This window comes from Bacillus sp. M6-12, assembly GCF_002860285.1.
Classification (GTDB): Bacteria; Bacillota; Bacilli; order Bacillales; family DSM-1321; genus Peribacillus.
In genome coordinates this window covers 97,207-113,971 of the sequence record NZ_PGVF01000014.1, presented here as the reverse complement: position 1 = coordinate 113,971, position 16,765 = coordinate 97,207, and the positions used below count along the sequence as shown (strand labels likewise).

The window sequence follows — 16,765 nt, the reverse complement described above, 5'->3', positions numbered from 1 at the left end:
TCCAATCCGCTCCTATCTTCCATCAAACAACAACCGTCAGGTCCTGAAAACTTTCCTCCAGGCTACCGCTCGTCATTAAACTTTCGCCTACCAGGATGCCACGGGCGCCTGCTTCCTTTACCCGGATAACATCATTCCGTGTCTTAATACCACTCTCACTGATGAAAAATACGCCGGAATTCTGTAAAAGACGGCCGATTCTTTCAGTGGTCCCCAAATCCACTTCAAAGGTTTTCAGGTCACGATTATTAGCCCCGATAATTCTCGCTCCCACCTTTTGGGCGGCTTCTAATTCGGCTTCACTATGAACTTCCACCAAAACATCCAAACCTTTATCCCTCGCATAGCGGTATAGCATATTCAAGCGTTCCTCCGTAAGGGCTGCGACGATCAAAAGCACTACATCCGCACCGGCTTGTTTAGCCAGGTCAATTTGTATCTCATCGATGATAAAATCCTTGCACAGAATCGGCAGATTTACATGAGGCCTAACCTCTGCTAAATCAGTAAACGACCCTTTAAAGAATGTTTCATCTGTTAAAACTGATATTGCGGCTGCGCCATTTTTTTCATAAAGCGCTGCCTGCAAGTAAGGAATCACAAGTGGATTAATATCCCCTTTAGAAGGGGAAGCCCTTTTAATTTCAGCAATAATACTTAGCGTTTTAGCTTTCGCCAGTTGGTTGTACAAGGAAATCGTTTTTCTGGAAGCTATATTAATAGAAGGAAAACCGCCTTTTTTCAATTTTTCTACTTCTCTTTGTTTTTGATGAATTATTTTATCCAGTATAGTCACCATTTACATTACCGCCTTTACTTTTTTGCTGTAACCAATGAGGTATTCCAGTTTGGATAATGCTTTACCTGTATCAAGGCTTTCTTGTGCCAGCCTGATGCCTTCCTGAATGGTAGATGCCCTTCCATTAGCAAAAATTCCAAGCCCGGCATTTAACAGGACGGTATCCCGATGGGCCCCTTTTTTCCCCTTTAATACACCAAGCATAATTTCCGCATTTTCTGCAGCAGTTCCCCCACGGATCGCTTCATTCGAATAAACAGGCAACCCCGCCTCTTCCGGATGTAAAGAAATCATCTTTATCTCTCCATCCTTTAGCAGCGCGAGGGAATTGCTTCCCTGCAGGCTCGCTTCATCCATAAAGCCGGCCCCATTAACAACGACTGCCCTTTTTCTGCCGAGTCTTTGAAGAACGGAAGCAAATAACTCCAGCATATCTCTTCTATAAATTCCAAGAAGCTGTGTTTCAAGATTTACCGGATTGGTAAGCGGGCCGATTAGGTTGAAAATAGTTGAAATCTTTAAATCTCTTCTTACCTTCATAATTCTTGAAATCATCGGATGAACATTTGGGGCAAATAAGAAGGCGATGCCGTTTTCATGCAGCAGCTCTTCTGTTTGTGATGCATCCAATGATAATGAAACTCCCAGTATTTCGAGGACATCAGCACTGCCTGTTTTACTTGAAACACTTCTGTTTCCATGCTTGGCAATCTTTATCCCCGCTCCCGCAATAACAAAAGCAGAAGTGGTGCTGATATTAAAGCTGTTTGAACCGTCACCCCCGGTTCCGCAATTATCCATCACATCGGCCAGCCCTGGTTTCACCGGAAGAGCTTTTTCCCGCAAAACCTTAACCAGGCCTGCAATTTCTTCTGCCGTTTCACCCTTGAATTTAAGGGCAACCAAAAAAGCGGCAATTTCACTGTCAGTAATAACTTCAGAAAAAAGATATTGTGCCGCCTCTTCCATCTCAGTTTCAGATAAAGCATGGTTTTCAGCTAATTTTTGCAGAAATGTCTTCATTAAACTTCTCTCCCTTCACTTGTTGAACAAATTGCTTTAGCAATTTTTTACCTGTAATTGTTCCGATTGATTCCGGATGAAACTGAAGCCCATACAGCGGGTAGCCCCGATGCTTCATTGCCATGATTTCACCGTCATCCATGGAAGTGGCCAGGATTTCAAACTCTTCCGGGACCGTTGCTAGGTCGACAACAAGTGAATGATATCTCATGACCTCAAGGGGCTGGGGCAAATATTGAAACAACTCTGTCCCTTTATGCGTAATAAGCGAGGTTTTTCCGTGTTTAATTGTTGCTGCACCGACAATCCTTGCCCCAAAAGCAGCGCCAATTGCTTGATGACCGAGGCAAATTCCGAGGATCGGAACTTTATTGCAAAAATACTTGATTGCTTCAATTGAAATGCCTGCATTTTCAGGGCTTCCGGGTCCAGGTGAAATAACAATTCCCTCAGGTGCAAGTTTTTCAATTTCAGGGATTGAAATTTTATCATTGCGGACTACCATAATATCCACATCGAATTCACTTAGATATTGATAAAGGTTATATGTAAAAGAATCATAGTTATCAATAAGGAGAATCATCCGCTTACCTCCAGCAAGGCCTTAGCCTTATTTAATGTTTCTTCAAATTCGGTTTCAGGAACAGAGTCGTAAACTATCCCTGCACCCGCCTGCACAAATGCCGTGTTATCCTTTATTACCATCGTGCGGATTGCAAGTGCGAAGTCTAAGTCTCCATTAAAGGAAACGTAGCCTACAGCCCCAGAGTAAACGCCCCGTTTACTGTCCTCGAGCTCACTGATCAAGCTCATTGCGCGGATCTTCGGAGCCCCGGAAACCGTACCAGCCGGAAGGCAGGCAGCAAGTGCATCCAGCCCGCTCATATTTTTTGTCAACATTCCGGATACCTCTGAAACGATATGCATCACATATTTATACCGTTCAATTTTCATATAGACAGGAATTTCGATGGAACCTACCTCACAAACCCGCCCGAGATCATTTCGCCCAAGGTCAACTAGCATTTTATGTTCTGCAAGCTCCTTCTCATCTTCCAGCAAATTGGTTTCAAGGCACATATCCTCTTCCTTCGTCTCCCCCCGTTTTCTTGTGCCGGCAATCGGGTTTGTTATTACTTCTCTATTTTTTACTTTGATCAGACTTTCGGGGGATGACCCGAGAACAACATAATCCGCAAAATCGATATAAAACATATAAGGCGAGGGGTTAGAAAGCCTAAGCTTTCTGTAAATTATAAACGGGTCTGAGTGATAATCCGCCTTAAGACGCTGTGACAGCACTACCTGAAAGATCTCTCCAGCAATGATCGCCTCCTTCGCCTTTTCCACCATTTGCTCAAATCGATGTTGAGAAATTGAAGGTTTGAATTCCAGCCTCTCAAGCTTCAACGGCTCTTCACCCGAAGAGTTTCCAAGAATTTGCTTCTTTTTTTCAGCAATTCGTGCGAGTAAATCTTCCTTCTGTTCATTCCTAGTTTTAAGTGCGATAATATAGACGCTTTGTTCAGCATGGTCATAGCAGATGATATCCCGGTAGAACATAAAATGCGCCTCAGGCATTTGCAGCTCATCAGCTGATACACTGCCGATTTCTTCATATTGGCGAATCACATCATAGCCTAGGTATCCTACCGCTCCGCCAAAAAAGGGAAGCTGTACGTCAGGGATTTCAGCTTCGTCTAGCATCCCCTTCAATACGTCAAGAACCCGGCCTTCCTTTACTGTTTGCTCTCCGGTTTCCAAATCATCGATCACAGCGTCCTTTCCCATTGATGTGACCTGCTTGTATGGATCAGCCCCAATAAAAGAATAACGCCCCTTTTCTTCATGCTTTAATGAGCTTTCAAGCAGGAACTTTTTTTGCCCTTGTATTCTTTGAAAAATAGCGATAGGTGTCAAAGTATCACCCTCCAGCTTCGCTATTTCAACTAATGCACTGCTTTTTACTGCGACCATGGTGTTTCCCCCTTTTTAAGAATAAAAAAATCCTCTGCAAACACAGCAATTGTGCTTGCAGAGGACGATTATTGGACCGCGGTGCCACCTCAGGTTGGACGGGCAAATAACGTTAACCCTTCCCACTTTTAAGTAAAGTACATATTAAGTACCATACACTCCCTTTAACGGTGGAATCCGGATCCCCCTACTATTGTTCAAGGAATCTCTCGTAAGCCCATTCCTCTCCTTCACCGTACCGGGTTCACAGCTTCTCCGGCTCTCTGGAACGGCTTTAAGAGAGTACTATTCTTACTCAGCGATTTTGCCTGTTCAATTTAGAAATTTCGTTTGTACCGAATGAAAAAACACAAAAAGGGCCCTCATCCAAAGGACGAGGAACCCGTGGTACCACCTTAATTAGCTTTAAAAGCTCACTTTACAGTACCCCGATAAGCGGAATACCTGTCTCAGATAACGATGAGACCATCGCCAAAGCCTACTCCATTAGTTTCGGTTTGGGGCTCAGAAGTCCATTCACATAAATTCCCACACCGATTTGCACCAACCATCGGCTCTCTGCAGTGTTCCCTTAAGCTACTTCTCTTCTTCATAGCCATATTTTAAATAATTCGATTTCTTGTTAGATTTCTTGTTACTCATAATAATATGGGACAGGAAGGAAAGTCAACTATAAATAATTATAAATTTTAGAAAACCCAGTCCCAGCTACTAATAAGGGGATCAAATATTTTATCACCATATATTTTTGAGACAGATTATTAACAAAAACCATGTTCAAAATAAACGGGTAAATCTCATTTGCTGCAAAAAGCTTTTCACATGGCACTCAAGAAGAAATAATCCTTTTTAAGCTGCCGACCGGTATGAATTATTTTTTCCCTGCTGACAGAGATATCATTTCACCGTCATCGCTGTCTTTCGCTTTTTTAATAGCAAGATAAGCAGAATAGCCGCTAATTTCCTCAAATTCGTCTGTAAGTTTTTTTTCATCTGCCTTGCCGGGTACAACCTTTTTAAAGCGGCGGTAAGCCTCCATAAGTTCATTTTTGCTGATTTTTTGTTCGTATGCTTTTTCAATGCACTCATAAAACTGGATTACATCTACCGTTTCTTCAGTAGACCAATCATAATCAATTGGGTATTGATATTCCATTACAGTCACCTGCTTTGTTTATTTTGGGCCGTTTTATTTTGTCCATTTTCCGGCAATTTGTTCCGAATCTTTGATCATACGTTCAAATAGCTCCTGCACTGGCGGCACATCTGAAATAAGCCCCATTACCTGGCCAGCCCAAGCAAAGCCTTCAGCTTCTTTCCCTTCATGGATAAAGCGCTTATTTGCCTCGCCGCTTATGTATTCCTTCAATGATTCATATGTTCCTTGTTGTGCTTCCAGCTCCAATATCCTGTCGGTCCATGTATTGGAAATCACCCGCGCAGGTGCGCCGATGGAACGTTTAATCACGGAAGTACCAGTCTCCTCACCATTAATTAATGCCTTTTTATAAGCTTCGTGAGCATGAACGCATTCTTTTGTAGCAATGAAGCGGGTTCCCATTTCAATACCTTCTGCACCAAGGGCCAATGCTGCCATAAAACCCCTTCCGTCCCCAATACCACCTGAAGCAATGACCGGGATGCTTACAGAGTCGACAACCTGGGGAATGAGCACCATCGTGCCAATATCACCCCTGCCAAGGTGCCCGCCTCCTTCCTGGCCGACAACCATTACCGCATCTGCACCAAGTTCCTCTGCCTTTTCAGCCTGTCTCTTGGCTGCAACAAGAACCAATTTCTTAACATCTGTTCCTTTCAGCATTTCAAAAAAAGGAGCCGGATTTCCTCCTGTAATAGACATAACCTTTACATTTTCGTTAAGGGCTGCTTCCACATAGTGCTCAAATTTTCGTCCATGCTGACCAATCGCAAAATTGACTCCGAAGGGTTTATTAGTCAAGCTCTTTGTTTTACGGATTTCACTGACTAATTCTTCAGGGGTATTAAGGGACATTGCCGTAACCTGCCCCAGCCCGCCTGCATTTGACACCGCTGATGCCAATTCGGAATAAGCAAGATGGGCCAGCCCGCCCTGTATAATCGGATATTTAATGCCAAGAAGTTTTGTCACTCTTGTTTCCCACTTCATAAATTAGTTCCTCCTCTTTTTAAAAATCTCTCTTTAACATTTATTTTATCTTACTTTCCCCCACTGGTAAAACTTGCTTGTCAATGCCCATAAGCATGCTAATTGTTGGTACCTGAATAATTCATACATTTATTTTTATTTCCCGGGCAAAATGAGCAGCGTAAAATGTACTGGCTAATAACAATGAACTGGCATACTATGCAAAGAGTGCCAAAAATGCTATAATGCATTTGTTTTATGTCCTTAAAACTAACTACTTATTGATAAAGAGGTGTGAGGGAATATTGTCACAGAATGAAACACCCTTGTTCACAGGCCTTCTGGAACACGCTAAAAAGAATCCAATTCAATTTCATATACCCGGCCATAAAAAAGGCAGGGGCATTGACCCGGAATTTCGGGAATTCATAGGTGAAAATGCTTTATCTATTGATTTGATTAATATTGCACCTCTGGATGATCTTCACCAGCCAAAAGGAATGATCAAGAAAGCACAGGATCTGGCAGCGGAAGCATTTGGTGCCGACCATACATTTTTCTCTGTACAAGGAACAAGCGGAGCGATTATGACAATGGTCATGGCTGTCTGCGGACCTGGGGATAAAATTATCGTCCCCCGCAATGTCCATAAATCAGTTATGTCAGCAATCGTATTTTCCGGTGCAGTTCCAATTTTTATCCATCCTGAAATTGATAAAAATCTCGGAATCAGCCATGGGATTACAACCAGTTCAGTCGAAAAGGCACTGGAACAGCATCCTGATGCAAAAGGACTTTTAGTCATTAATCCTACTTATTTTGGGGTTGCTGCAGATCTTCAAAAAATTGTGGAAATTGCTCATTCCTACAAGGTTCCAGTACTCGTTGATGAGGCACATGGAGTCCATATTCATTTTCATGAAAAGCTTCCTATGTCTGCAATGCAGGCGGGTGCTGACATGGCTGCAACCTCAGTGCACAAACTTGGAGGTTCGATGACCCAGAGCTCCGTATTAAATGTTCGGGAAGGTCTTGTTTCCCATGAGCGTGTCCAGTCGATCCTGAGTATGCTGACAACAACCTCAACCTCCTACTTGCTTCTTGCCTCCCTTGATGTTGCGAGAAAAAGGCTAGCGACAGAAGGACGAGAATTGGCAGAACAAGCAATTAATCTCGCCAATTATATAAGGGATGAAGTAAACCGTATAGAAAATATTGTTTGCATCGGTAAAGAAATTCTCGCAAGTAAAGCAACATATGACTATGATCCAACGAAATTGATCATTACCGTTAAACAGCTTGGAATTACGGGTTACGATGCTGAAAAGTGGCTTCGTGAAACATATAATATTGAAGTAGAGATGTCTGATTTGTATAACATTCTTTGCCTGGTCACTCCAGGAGACACAAAGAATGAAGCTGATATTCTGATATCTGCTTTAAAAGAAATGAGCGAAGCTTTCAAGCATTATAAAGAAGAGCATGATTCTAATCTAGAGGTGTTATTGCCAAACATTCCAGTTCTGGCTCTTTCACCGCGCGATGCGTTTTATGCTAAAACAGAAGTGGTGCCGATTGAAGAAAGTGTAGGCAGAATTATTGCTGAATTCGTAATGGTGTACCCTCCAGGCATTCCTATTTTCATCCCTGGTGAAATCATTACAAAGGAAAACATTGTTTATATTAATAAGAACATTGAAGTCGGACTGCCAGTCCAGGGACCTGAAGACAGCGAATTAAAATATCTTCGTGTCATAAAAGAACAGAAAGCAATTATATAAGTAAAGCGTAAGCGCCCTGACAAAAGGAACGTCGACTATGTCCCTTTTATCAGGGCGCTTTGTCTTCCGAAGCTATCGGCTTATGTCCAAGGCTTTATCTATACGTGGTCCTGCTAAGATCTCAAGTTTGCAGGATAACCTTTTCCCTGCCTCCTTCGCCTTGCGGCTGCGCTGAACTAGTACGTACTCCATAGTATTTCTGGTCCTATTCGTAGAGGCTTTACTTTTTCTGTGGAAAAGGGGCGGTGCTGCGCCGATTGTTCTCCGTAAATCATTAATTAAATTAATAAGTAAAATCTCTTAGGAAGTTGTATAGTGCAGCCTCGCTCACACCGCCTTTATTGAGTGAGCATGTGCAAACTACATATGCTTATTTTCCAGGGATAGGCTGGAGTTAAAACTCATGAATGTTTTCTGCGTAAAAAAATGACTTGGTGCTGGATCCAGATATCTGGACTTCACCTAAAAAAACTGCAAAAGAAAACCTTGCTGTCTTCAATCTTCAGCAAGGTTATTTGGTGTATAAACAAATATTCTAACAGCTTTCCATAAGAAAGGTGAAACTGTCCTATTAAGGCTCGCTAATCGCGAGTTTTCTAATGTCCAGCCTTTTAAGCGCTATCGAGATTAACAGATTAGCGTTTATTCTTCGTCAGATTGGCCGGAATGACATCCATCACATTTAGAGTAAATTACGTGTACCTTCTCATTCTCGTAATGTTCGATTGTACTGTTGCATGATTGACATACAATTGTTCCCATCATTCAAGCTCCTTTTCTGTTGGTTTTTTGTAAGCGTTTTATCTTATGGTTTTATAATAATATAACACAATTAAAAAATCAAGCCTAAACTGTATGTAACATTTATTCTATTTTTTGTTTAGCTAGCATATATGGGCGCATTTAAAATCGGTAATTAGTATAACACTATTTTTCATCACACCAAAAAAAGAGCCTGTTTAAAGGCTCTCCTATTCTACTCATATTCCGCCTGAAATGGAGTTTCAGGCAGTGTTTCAAAGAAAAATTCCGCCAGGTCTGATGCGTGTTTTCTTTCACGCAATTTAAATACAGACATTAAATGCTCAATATCTTCTAAGTCCTTTTGTTCAAGGAGGGTTGATCTGCCCGTTTGCATACAAATCACCAAAGGCTTCCCAAAGAACATATTCGTATAAACAATGCCAAAATCAAATCGGATCTCACCTGTTGTAAAACCAACAAAACGGACCTTGACTTTTTCCTGCTCATCATAAAATTTATCGAACAGTTCCATACTTTTTCCTCCTTTGAATATTCTGAATATTATTATAATTGAAAATTCAAGACCATTCAAGTTGTATGCATTCTACACTGAATTAAGTTGTATGTTACTTTGTGAAAATGCTAGAATAAAATGAATGATGGGCCTATGGTAATTAGGAATACATAGAAAAAGATTTTAAGACTGTGTAAGGGGGATGAAAGGATGTCTGAAAGCGCTTATATTAAATTAGTTCCTGGTTCATCACAGGAAACGATCACTATCGATGAGATCAAAGAGCTTTTTGCTTATTATAAAAAAATTACTGTAAAAACCGGCGATCAGCTTGACTGGGATTACGGAAGTAATGCATTTCCATATGATATTATGGAAACGGCGGAAGGCAAAGGCAAATGGATATATTTTCAATCAAAAGCCGATCGTTATAATGTAATCTTGCTTGGTGTTGATCAGGAAAAAATTGTCGACAGCGATCTAAGTGAACGAATCCAAACCTACATTCAATTAACATTACCGGAAGCTTCCACATATGGGGATAAAGGAAAGGCAAACGAATTCTGTAAATTCCTCGCGAAAAAGCTGAAAGGCGAATTACATCTTTTCAATAACCGCATTATGTATTTTTATCCAAGAAAATAATAAGGAAAGCGCAAGTGTCTTTGAAAAAGGAACGTCGACTAATTCTGGCACGTCCTGTGCCAAACTTGGAGATAAAAAACTGCTTTTTTCATAATACGATTTATTTTACCTTTTTATTACAAAATTTTTTACAAAGGCAAAAGGCAACCCTGAGGTGCCTTTTGCCTTCCTTCTCTTAATTTGCCGTTGTCTCTATTAATGCTGGGTCCAGCATCTCAAAGCCTTTAGCCTGGAGGCCTTTTATGATTTGCGGCATGGCCTGGCTTGTCCAAGCCCGGTCATGCATAAGCAAATTTGCACCACTCGTTAAATACGGACTGTTTACCATAATATTTTCCAAAGCCGCTTTGTTTTGATATTCTTTTTCCCAGTCATATCCATACGTCCAATTCATCAAAAGCATTTTTTCATCTGCCACCACTTTCCGGGAATAATCAGTATTAATCCCAAAGGGTGCCCTGAAGAACTTTGGCCTTTTCCCGATAATTTGTTCAACAGTATCATTTAATTTAACAATTTCATCATATTGCTCTTGATCTGTTAATTCTTTCAAAGTTTTATGATTATATGTATGATTGCCAATCATAAAACCCATTTGATCAATTTGCTTTAGAACCAGTTTTTCCTCTTCAGAATCAATAAAATGGCCGTTTACAAAGAAAATGGCCTTTACGTTCAGGGATTTTAGCGTCTTTGCGATTTGAAGTGAATTCTTATCCGGGGCGTCATCAATTGTAAGAAGAGCTACCTTTGGATTTTGCCCAGCAATTGGCTTTAATGACCAGTTTGCAGTATTTAACCGATAGGCAGGCATGAGAGGAAGAGCTGTTTCTTCTGCAGGCTCCTCTTTCTGAACTGCCTCTTTTTTCGGTTCTCCGTTCTTACCTTCATTGCTTGCTGTTTCATTTACTGCCTGGGGTGTTTTTGTTTTTTGGGGATTTGCGCTTTCCTCATTGGTGCCACACCCGGCAAGCAGAAAAAAAGCTGCTGCAGCTGTTAATGTCTTCAGTTTCAATAGAGGTCCTCCTTGATGCATTGAATAGTTACCTGGCACTGCTACATTTGTCTTTTCCTATGATAACGCTACCTATCCGGTTTTAGCAATTAATTTGGAAGAAATGTACGAAACAGGAAATGCATCCCTGCATAGCTTATTAAGCTAATAATTGTAATGTAAACCGTCTTCTTTCCCGATTTAAGTATCGCTTTTCCAGTAAAAACAGCAAGGTATGAAAAAACTAGGAACATGCCTGCATTAAAGAATAATCTATCGTGATCAGACATCCATTCCACTACAGAATACCCGCTCCATATCATCAATTGAAACAAGAAAACGATATAGCTCTTCACAACGGCCATCTCCTTACATTTCTCTAGTAAATTGAATTATATGTACAGGCATGGCTTTTAATGTTAAATAAATTGGAATACAAAAAAAGCCGGCCGCAGAATCCACAATTTGTGGTCTCGACCGACTGGTACAGATTATATTATTTTACGATGTGAATAGGATTGCCAAGTGCAACTTCAGCAGCTTCCATCGTGATTTCACCCAATGTTGGGTGAGCATGAATGGTCATAGCGATATCTTCAGCTGTCATGCCCGCTTCAATTGCCAAGCCTAGCTCAGCAATCATATCAGAAGCGCCTGGTCCGGCGATTTGGGCACCAATTACCAACCCGTCTTCTTTACGGGTAACAAGCTTCATAAATCCGTCTGTCATGTTTAAGGACAGTGCACGGCCATTTGCTGCAAACGGGAATTTAGAAGCTTTTGCATCGATTCCTTCATCTTTTGCCTGCTTTTCAGTATATCCTACAGAAGCGAGTTCAGGCTCTGAGAATACGACAGCCGGGATTGCCAGATAGTCGATTTCAGAAGAATGGCCTGCAATCGCTTCAGCAGCAATCTTACCTTCATAAGATGCTTTGTGTGCCAACGGGGGGCCTTGCACGATATCACCGATTGCATAAATATTGCTGACGCTTGTGCGGCATTGCTTGTCGATTTCAATTATGCCCCGGTCAGACAATTTAACGCCTACCTGCTCAAGGCCTAGTTCGTCAGTGTTTGGACGGCGTCCAACAGTAACTAGTACATAATCAGCTTCTACCTTTATCTCTTCACCTTTTGCTTCATACGTAACAACTACGCCATTTTCTGTTTCCTCAACACTCTTGGCTGAAGCCTTTGTAATAATTTCAGCACCTTTTTTCTTCAGATTACGCTTTACCAGTGCTGACATTTGCTTTTCAAAACCGGATAGAATATCATCCATGCCCTCTAAAATAGTAACTTTTGTTCCAAAGTTGGCATATGCTCCGCCGAGCTCTGTACCAATATACCCTCCGCCTATAACAACCATTGATGACGGAATTTCCTGAAGGGCAAGGGCACCTGTTGAATTGATCACACGCTTGCTGTATTTAAATGCAGGCAACTCAATAGGAGTGCTGCCTGTTGCGATAATTGCATTTTTAAACGTGTAAGTCTGTGCTGAGTTTTCAGTCATAACGCGGACAGAGTTTGCATCAACAAAGTAAGCTTCACCACTGACGATGTCTACTTTGTTTCCTTTCAATAAACCTTCCACTCCGCCTGTCAGCTTCTTAACTACAGTACCTTTCCAGGCTTGTACTTTTGAAAAGTCTACAGTCACGTTTTCAGCAGTGATACCCATATCGTCGGAATGCTTAGCATGCTCATAACGATGGCCTGCAGAAATCAAAGCCTTTGAAGGGATACATCCGACATTTAGACAAACCCCTCCAAGTGTGCCTTTTTCAACGATAGTTACTTTTTGCCCAAGCTGTGCAGCACGAATGGCAGCTACATATCCGCCAGGACCTGCACCTATGACAAGAGTGTCTGTTTCAATTGGAAAATCTCCTACTACCATGAATTATCCCTCCATTAACAAAAGATCTGGATCGTTTAACAAACGCTTGATGTGGTTCATTGCGTTCTGTGCAGTTGCACCGTCAATCATACGGTGGTCAAAGCTTAATGAAAGAGCCAATACAGGAGCTGCTACAATTTCGCCATTTTTCACGATGGCTTTTTCAGCAATGCGCCCGATTCCAAGAATCGCTACTTCCGGATGGTTGATGACAGGAGTAAACCATTGTCCGCCTGCAGATCCGATGTTTGAAATTGTGCAGGAAGCACCTTTCATTTCATCAGGAGCAAGTTTGCCGTCACGTGCTTTTCCAGCCAATTCGTTGATTTCATTGGAAATATTGAATACTGATTTACGGTCTGCATCCTTTACTACAGGAACTAATAGGCCTTTTTCAGTATCTGCAGCAATGCCGATATTGTAGTAATGCTTATGAATGATTTCACTGGTTGCGTCATCAAGTGAAGTATTCAAAGCAGGGAACTCACGCAATGCGCTTGTTAATGCTTTTACCACATAAGGAAGGAATGTAAGCTTGATTCCTTTTTGTGCAGCAACATCCTTGAATTGCTTGCGGTGGGCAACAAGCTTTGTCACTTCCACTTCATCCATCAAGGTAACATGCGGAGCAGTGTGCTTGGAGTTAACCATAGCCTTGGCGATTGCTTTACGAATCCCGCTCATTTTTTCACGAGTTTCAGGATATTGTCCAGCTGGAATAGCTGCTGCTGCCGGCGCTTTGGTTTCCTTTGCTTCTGCTGCCGGTGCTGCTGCTTTTTGCTGAGCAGGAGCAGGAGCTGCTGAAGCTTGTCCGCCTCCAGCTGCAAATGCCTCGATATCTTCTTTCATAACACGTCCGTTGTCACCTGAACCTGCAACCAGACGGATATCAACACCTTTATCACGCGCAAATTTACGGACAGAAGGCATAGCGATAATTCTTCGGTTAGGGTCCGCTTCAGCCTGCGGCTGTGCACCAGCACCGGTAGCTGCCGGCTGCTCTGCAGCTTGTACTGCTTCTTTTTGAACATCCTGGCCAGCTTCTAGTGTAGATTGCACTTGTGCTTCCGTCTTTTTCTCGCCTTCTTCATGATCGCCTTTAAATTGAAGATCTTCATAGCCAGGTGCGTCGAATTTAACAAGAACATCCCCTACTATTGCGACTGTGCCTTCTTCCACAAGAATCTCTTCTACTGTTCCGGCAACAGGAGATGGTATTTCAACTACCGCTTTATCGTTTTGGACTTCACAAAGGACGTCATCTTCTTGTACTTTATCTCCTGGCTTCACGAACCACTTAACAATTTCACCCTCATGGATACCTTCACCGATATCAGGGAGTCTAAATTGGAATGACATGGATTCAACCTCCTATTAAAAATCGTTAAAATTTAAGTACTTTAGTAGCCGTTTCAATAACGTCTTTATAATTTGGAAGCCATACAGACTCAGCCTGGGAGAACGGGAACACAGTATCAGCTGCTGCTACACGCAATACTGGGGCTTCAAGGCTAAGGATTGCACGCTCATTAATTTCTGCCACAACTGAAGCTGCGATACCAGACTGGCGCTGCGCTTCCTGTACAACGATTGCACGCCCTGTCTTTTCAACAGAAGCTATGATTGTATCGATATCTAGTGGAGCGATTGTCCGCAGATCAACCACTTCTACAGAATAACCTTCTTTTTCCAGCTCCTCGGCAGCTTTAATGGATTCTTGCACCATTGCACCGTAAGTAATGATTGAAAGATCGCTTCCTTCTCGTTTTACGTCCGCTTTCCCGATAGGAATTGTGTATTCGCCTTCAGGAACTTCCTGGCGGAAAGAACGGTAAAGCTTCATATGCTCCAGGAATATAACCGGGTCATTATCACGGATGGCAGAAATAAGCAACCCTTTTGCATCATAAGGAGTTGACGGGATAACTACTTTAAGACCTGGAGACTGAGCCATTAACCCTTCAAGATTATCAGCATGCATTTCAGGTGTATGAACACCGCCGCCAAAAGGAGAGCGGATAGTTACAGGTGAGTTATAGCGTCCGCCTGAACGATAGCGCATACGCGCCATTTGTCCTGCGACGGAGTCCATAACTTCAAAAATAAACCCAAAGAACTGAAGTTCCATTACAGGTCTAAAACCTTGAAGTCCAAGACCAATTGCGAGTCCGCCGATTCCAGATTCAGCCAATGGAGTATCAAACACTCGTTCTTCACCGAATTCATTTTGCAAGCCTTCTGTCGCACGGAATACCCCGCCGTTTACACCTACGTCTTCACCGAAAACAAGAACCTTTTCATCCTTGCGCATTTCAGTACGCATTGCGTCCGTAATTGCTTGAATCATTGTCATTTGAGCCATGGCTTACTTCGACTCCTTTTCTCTATAAATTTCATATTGCTCTTTTAGGTTGTGAGGCATATCTTCATACATAATATCCATAAGGTCAGTAACCTTTTGCTTTGGTGTTTCATCAGCTTTTTTGATCGCTTCTTTAATATCATCCTTAGCCTGTTCGATAACTTTTGTTTCCATTTCCTCGTTCCAGATTCCTTTCTTTTCAAGGAATTTACGGAAACGGACAAGCGGATCCTTTTGTTCCCACTCATTATCAAGTTCAGATGTGCGGTATCGGGTCGGATCGTCTCCGGCCATAGTGTGCGGGCCATATCTGTATGTTAACGTTTCGATGAGTGTAGGGCCTTCACCGTTTACAGCGCGTTCACGAGCTTCACTAACAGCCTTGTATACTGCCAACGGATCCATTCCATCTACCTGAATGCCTGGGATACCAGCTGCAACTGCCTTCTGGGCGATCGTTTTGGCAGCAGATTGTTTTTCAACAGGTGTTGAAATTGCAAAACGGTTATTTTGCACAACAAAAATAGCTGGAGCTTTGAATGCACCTGCAAAGTTGATCCCTTCATAGAAGTCACCTTGAGAAGCGCCTCCGTCACCTGTGTAAGTTATTGCTACAGTCTTTTTACCGTTTTTCTTCATCCCTAAAGCAACACCAGCAGCTTGTATGTACTGGGCACCAATGATAATTTGCGGAGAAATTACGTTCACGCCTTCAGGTATCTGGTTACCCTGGAAATGACCGCGTGAGAATAAGAATGCCTGGTGTAATGGAAGGCCATGCCAGATAATCTGTGGAACATCCCGATAACCTGGTAAAATGAAATCTTCTTTTTCCAGCGCGAATTGTGATGCCAATTGAGAAGCTTCCTGTCCTGCAGTAGGCGCATAAAAGCCAAGGCGCCCCTGGCGGTTAAGAGAAATAGACCGCTGGTCAAGAATACGGGTATACACCATGCGTCTCATTAATTCCTGCATTTGCTCGTCTGATAGTTCAGGCATAGCTGCTTCATTTACAACTTCGCCTTCTTCATTTAAAATTTGCAAGGTTTTAAATTGTTCACTTACATTTTCAAGCTGAGTCTTGACGTCAAATTGAGCTTTTTGTTCTTTAGAAGCCATCTCTAGCCACCTCTTCCTTTCAATAAAAAGGTTATATTTTGCGATAAAGCATTTTCACTTCCAGTTAAAAACGCAGAAAACCAACCAAATGACGAGCGTATCAAGCCAGTCAGAGGTAAAATTGAGGCACATACAATGTTCTCCAATAGAGCAAGCTGTTACGGGTTAGGTCACAGCCCGGTGCACAGATCTGTATATGTTTTTACGGGTTGAAGTCAAATATATTTATATTTTCCTTTCCACAAAAAAACAAGCCATAGGTTATTTTCCACGCTAACCAGCACTGAAACATGTTTATTCTTTGCACCATCCAGGCTATGCATTCTGTACTAATAAAATTGTTTGCTAAAATGATACAATGCTTTATTCCATTTTTAAGTTTACCTAACAACATATTTTAAGTCAAATACTACGTATTACAATTTTATAGCATTAAAACAAGAATATTTTTTTTAACATTACCATCCCCTTTTCCCTTCTGTTACATAATAGTATGGATAACTGTACTATAACTAAATAAATACTTTGGTCATCATCTCTGCTGTTAAAAAACAATAATCCGCTTACGGTTTATCTTTCCTATATTCGGCTATTTTTACACTTGCCAATTTTGTTTTTATACATTTGTTGGCAAAAGCCTTAATTTTACATATTTTACTCTTTAATTATTACCAAAAAAAGCCGTTTTAAGGAACTGATACCACTCGGAAATCCCGCGGCAGTCCCTAAAACGGCTTTTAGCTGTTTCTTATTAATTTGTTGGCTGCATACGC

General features: G+C 41.8%; 16 protein-coding genes and 2 other annotated features. Of the genes, 2 read left to right on the top strand and 14 right to left on the bottom strand.

Going from position 1 to position 16,765, the window contains the following annotated elements; translation table 11 throughout:
* Window positions 1-22: 22 nt before the first annotated feature.
* The 6 genes from trpC to CVD28_RS15685 form a co-directional block, all read right to left on the bottom strand.
* Complete coding sequence (gene trpC / locus CVD28_RS15710) at window positions 23-799, bottom strand: indole-3-glycerol phosphate synthase TrpC (RefSeq protein WP_180954186.1); 777 nt, start codon at window positions 797-799, stop codon at window positions 23-25.
* Window positions 800-1,822 carry an anthranilate phosphoribosyltransferase gene (gene trpD / locus CVD28_RS15705; RefSeq protein ID WP_101593446.1) on the bottom strand — a complete coding sequence of 341 codons (1,023 nt, stop codon included), beginning with the start codon at window positions 1,820-1,822 and terminating at the stop codon, window positions 800-802.
* Window positions 1,794-2,405: an anthranilate synthase component II gene (locus CVD28_RS15700; protein ID WP_101593444.1), complete on the bottom strand. Its 612-nt coding sequence runs from the start codon at window positions 2,403-2,405 to the stop codon at window positions 1,794-1,796. The genes trpD and CVD28_RS15700 overlap by 29 nt, the downstream gene beginning before the upstream one ends.
* Window positions 2,402-3,799, bottom strand: coding sequence for an anthranilate synthase component I (gene trpE / locus CVD28_RS15695; RefSeq protein WP_101593441.1), 1,398 nt, complete (start codon window positions 3,797-3,799; stop codon window positions 2,402-2,404). Before trpE ends, CVD28_RS15700 begins: the two co-directional genes overlap by 4 nt.
* Window positions 3,800-3,856: 57 nt before the next feature.
* Window positions 3,857-4,107 (bottom strand) — a binding site (T-box leader).
* A 58-nt stretch (window positions 4,108-4,165) separates the two neighbouring features.
* Window positions 4,166-4,401: a binding site (T-box leader), on the bottom strand.
* Window positions 4,402-4,670: 269 nt separating this feature from the next.
* Window positions 4,671-4,955, bottom strand: coding sequence for a UPF0223 family protein (locus CVD28_RS15690; RefSeq protein ID WP_101593439.1), 285 nt, complete (start codon window positions 4,953-4,955; stop codon window positions 4,671-4,673).
* Between the two features lie 33 nt (window positions 4,956-4,988).
* On the bottom strand, window positions 4,989-5,948 hold the full coding sequence (locus CVD28_RS15685) for an NAD(P)H-dependent flavin oxidoreductase (protein WP_101593436.1): 960 nt from the start codon (window positions 5,946-5,948) through the stop codon (window positions 4,989-4,991).
* Between the two features lie 284 nt (window positions 5,949-6,232).
* Between CVD28_RS15685 and CVD28_RS15680 the strand changes: the two genes are divergently transcribed.
* On the top strand, window positions 6,233-7,708 hold the full coding sequence (locus CVD28_RS15680) for an aminotransferase class I/II-fold pyridoxal phosphate-dependent enzyme (RefSeq protein ID WP_101593433.1): 1,476 nt from the start codon (window positions 6,233-6,235) through the stop codon (window positions 7,706-7,708).
* A gap of 642 nt (window positions 7,709-8,350) precedes the next feature.
* On the opposite strand, the gene CVD28_RS15675 is transcribed toward CVD28_RS15680, so the two are convergent.
* Window positions 8,351-8,470, bottom strand: coding sequence for a GapA-binding peptide SR1P (locus tag CVD28_RS15675; protein WP_101593430.1), 120 nt, complete (start codon window positions 8,468-8,470; stop codon window positions 8,351-8,353).
* A gap of 214 nt (window positions 8,471-8,684) precedes the next feature.
* Window positions 8,685-8,984 (bottom strand): DUF3055 domain-containing protein, encoded by a 300-nt coding sequence (locus tag CVD28_RS15670; RefSeq protein ID WP_101593427.1) that lies wholly within the window; start codon window positions 8,982-8,984, stop codon window positions 8,685-8,687.
* A 192-nt stretch (window positions 8,985-9,176) separates the two neighbouring features.
* Here CVD28_RS15670 and CVD28_RS15665 point away from each other — a divergent pair, with 192 nt between their 5' ends.
* Window positions 9,177-9,611, top strand: a complete 435-nt coding sequence (locus tag CVD28_RS15665; RefSeq protein ID WP_101593424.1) for a DUF1885 family protein — start codon at window positions 9,177-9,179, stop codon at window positions 9,609-9,611.
* Between the two features lie 175 nt (window positions 9,612-9,786).
* Here CVD28_RS15665 and CVD28_RS15660 read toward each other — a convergent pair whose 3' ends face one another.
* From CVD28_RS15660 to pdhA, 6 genes are all read right to left on the bottom strand, one after another.
* Window positions 9,787-10,626, bottom strand: a complete 840-nt coding sequence (locus tag CVD28_RS15660; protein WP_257985885.1) for a polysaccharide deacetylase family protein — start codon at window positions 10,624-10,626, stop codon at window positions 9,787-9,789.
* A gap of 89 nt (window positions 10,627-10,715) precedes the next feature.
* Complete coding sequence (locus CVD28_RS15655; protein WP_101593419.1) at window positions 10,716-10,961, bottom strand: hypothetical protein; 246 nt, start codon at window positions 10,959-10,961, stop codon at window positions 10,716-10,718.
* Window positions 10,962-11,101: 140 nt separating this feature from the next.
* Window positions 11,102-12,511 (bottom strand): dihydrolipoyl dehydrogenase, encoded by a 1,410-nt coding sequence (gene lpdA / locus CVD28_RS15650; RefSeq protein ID WP_101593417.1) that lies wholly within the window; start codon window positions 12,509-12,511, stop codon window positions 11,102-11,104.
* Window positions 12,512-12,514: 3 nt separating this feature from the next.
* Window positions 12,515-13,870: a dihydrolipoamide acetyltransferase family protein gene (locus CVD28_RS15645; protein WP_101593414.1), complete on the bottom strand. Its 1,356-nt coding sequence runs from the start codon at window positions 13,868-13,870 to the stop codon at window positions 12,515-12,517.
* Window positions 13,871-13,895: 25 nt separating this feature from the next.
* On the bottom strand, window positions 13,896-14,873 hold the full coding sequence (locus CVD28_RS15640) for an alpha-ketoacid dehydrogenase subunit beta (protein ID WP_101593411.1): 978 nt from the start codon (window positions 14,871-14,873) through the stop codon (window positions 13,896-13,898).
* Window positions 14,874-14,876: 3 nt separating this feature from the next.
* A complete protein-coding gene (gene pdhA / locus CVD28_RS15635) occupies window positions 14,877-15,992 on the bottom strand; it encodes a pyruvate dehydrogenase (acetyl-transferring) E1 component subunit alpha (RefSeq protein ID WP_101593408.1) in 1,116 nt (371 codons plus the stop codon).
* Between the last annotated feature and the right edge of the window lie 773 nt (window positions 15,993-16,765).